We start from the raw sequence: 2037 nt of genomic DNA on the forward strand, positions 1-2037 counted from the left end.
CGATGCCCGCGTTGTTCTGCAGCCGCGCCGGCACGATCTCGGCCCGCACCTTGGTGATCAGCGGCAGGAACTTCTCCGCCTTCCGGCTGACCCCGCCGCCCACGATGAACAGCTCCGGCGAGAACAGCATCTCGACGTGGCAGAGGTACTTCTCCACCCGGCGCGCCCAGTGCTCCCAGGACAGGTCGCCGTCCTCCCGGGCCTTGTGGGACGCCCGGGTCTCCGCGTCGTGCCCGTTCAGCTCCAGGTGGCCGAGTTCCGTGTTGGAGACCAGCACGCCGTCGGTGAAGACCGCGCTGCCGATGCCGGTGCCGAAGGTCAGCACGATGACCGTGCCCCTGCGCCCCATGCCCGCGCCGAAGTTCATCTCGGCCACGCCCGCCGCGTCGGCGTCGTTGACCACGGTGACCGGGATGCCGTCCAGCCGCTCGCCGAGGAGCGCGGCGGCGTCCGTGCCGATCCACTGCTTGTCGACGTTGGCCGCGGTGCGGATGGTGGAGGCGTCGGTGACCACGCCGGGGAAGGTGACCCCGACGGGTCCGTGCCAGTCGAAGTGGCCGACGACCTGCCGTACGCACTCCGCCACGTCGTCAGGGGTCGAGGGCTGCGGAGTCAGCACCTTGTGCCGCTCGGCGGCCAGGTCACCCGCCGCAAGGTCCACGGGCGCGCCCTTGATTCCGGAACCACCGATGTCCACACCGAAGATCTGCATGACACCACGCTACGACGCGCGGCGCCGCGTCACCGCCCCGAGGGGGTGCGCAATCGGTGTGAGGGGCGTGAAACGTCGCAGGCCCGCACCGTGGTGCGGGCCTGCGAGGGGATCGTGCGCCCCCGCGGGAGCGGGGCCGGGGCGAGGGTCAGGCCTGTGCGCCGCCGGTCCGCTCGGCCATCAGCGCGGCCGCCTCCTCGCGGAGGTCGCGCCGCAGTTCCTTGGGGAGCGAGAAGGTGATCGACTCCTCGGCCGCCTTCACGATCTCCACGTCCTCGAAGCCGCGCCGCGACAGCCACTCGAGCACCTGCTCGACCAGCACGTCCGGCACCGAGGCGCCCGAGGTGACGCCCACCGTGGTGACGCCCTCCAGCCAGCTCTCCTCGATCTCGTCGGCGAAGTCGACCAGGTGGGCGGCGGCGGAACCGGCCAGCTTGGCGACCTCGACCAGGCGCTTGGAGTTGGAGGAGTTGCGCGAGCCGACCACGATGACCAGCTCGGCCTGGGCGCCCATCTCCTTGACGGCCAGCTGACGGTTCTGGGTGGCGTAGCAGATGTCGTCGCTGGGCGGCGAGATCAGCTGCGGGAACTTCTCCTTGAGCGCGCCGACCGTCTCCATCGTCTCGTCGACCGAGAGCGTGGTCTGGGAGAGCCAGACCACCTTGGACGGGTCGCGGACCTCGACCTTGGCGACGTCCTCGGGGCCGTCGACCAGCTGGATGTGGTCGGGGGCCTCGCCGGAGGTGCCGATGACCTCCTCGTGGCCCTCGTGGCCGATCAGCAGGATGTCGTAGTCCTCGGCCGCGAAGCGGACGGCCTCCTTGTGCACCTTGGTGACCAGGGGGCAGGTGGCGTCTATGGTGGCGAGCCGGCCCGCCCTGGCCTCGTCGTGCACGGTCGGGGCGACGCCGTGGGCGGAGAACATCACGATGTTGCCGGGCGGCACCTCGTCCGTCTGCTCGACGAAGATCGCGCCCTTCTTCTCGAGGGTCTGCACCACGTACTTGTTGTGGACGATCTCGTGACGGACGTAGATCGGGGCCCCGTACTGTTCCAGGGCCTTCTCCACGGCGATCACAGCGCGGTCGACACCGGCGCAGTAGCCGCGGGGAGAGGCGAGCAGGACACGGCGGCGGCCAGGAGAGTCGGTCATGCGCCCCATCGTACGGGCCGTCACGGCCGCGGGCCCGTGGCCGCCCCTCCCCCGGGCGGTCGCCCCGTCCCGGGGGCCGGGTGCACGGTGCGGGTGCGCCCCGGACGCGCCGCCGGGACGGCCGGTCCGGGACGCGCCCGCCCGCCGCACCGCCCCGGCCGTGCGCCCGCCC

2 protein-coding genes are annotated in these 2037 nt (G+C 71.9%); both read right to left on the bottom strand.

Annotation, left to right across the window (positions count from 1 at the left end; translation table 11 throughout):
• Window positions 1–712: polyphosphate--glucose phosphotransferase (gene ppgK, locus A2U95_RS07145; protein WP_166021363.1), on the bottom strand; the 712-nt coding region annotated here is incomplete at its 3' end.
• A 148-nt stretch (window positions 713–860) separates the two neighbouring features.
• Window positions 861–1874: a 4-hydroxy-3-methylbut-2-enyl diphosphate reductase gene (locus tag A2U95_RS07150; protein WP_206282829.1), complete on the bottom strand. Its 1014-nt coding sequence runs from the start codon at window positions 1872–1874 to the stop codon at window positions 861–863.
• Between the last annotated feature and the right edge of the window lie 163 nt (window positions 1875–2037).

The organism is Streptomyces chilikensis (genome assembly GCF_001642695.1).
Taxonomy (GTDB): Bacteria; Actinomycetota; Actinomycetes; order Streptomycetales; family Streptomycetaceae; genus Streptomyces; species Streptomyces chilikensis.

What these genes read in the sequence shown, in the direction of transcription:
- A2U95_RS07150 (WP_206282829.1), bottom strand. Translation starts at nt 1,874, where the DNA reads ATGGGGCGCATGACCGACTCTCCTGGCCGCCGCCGTGTCCTGCTCGCC.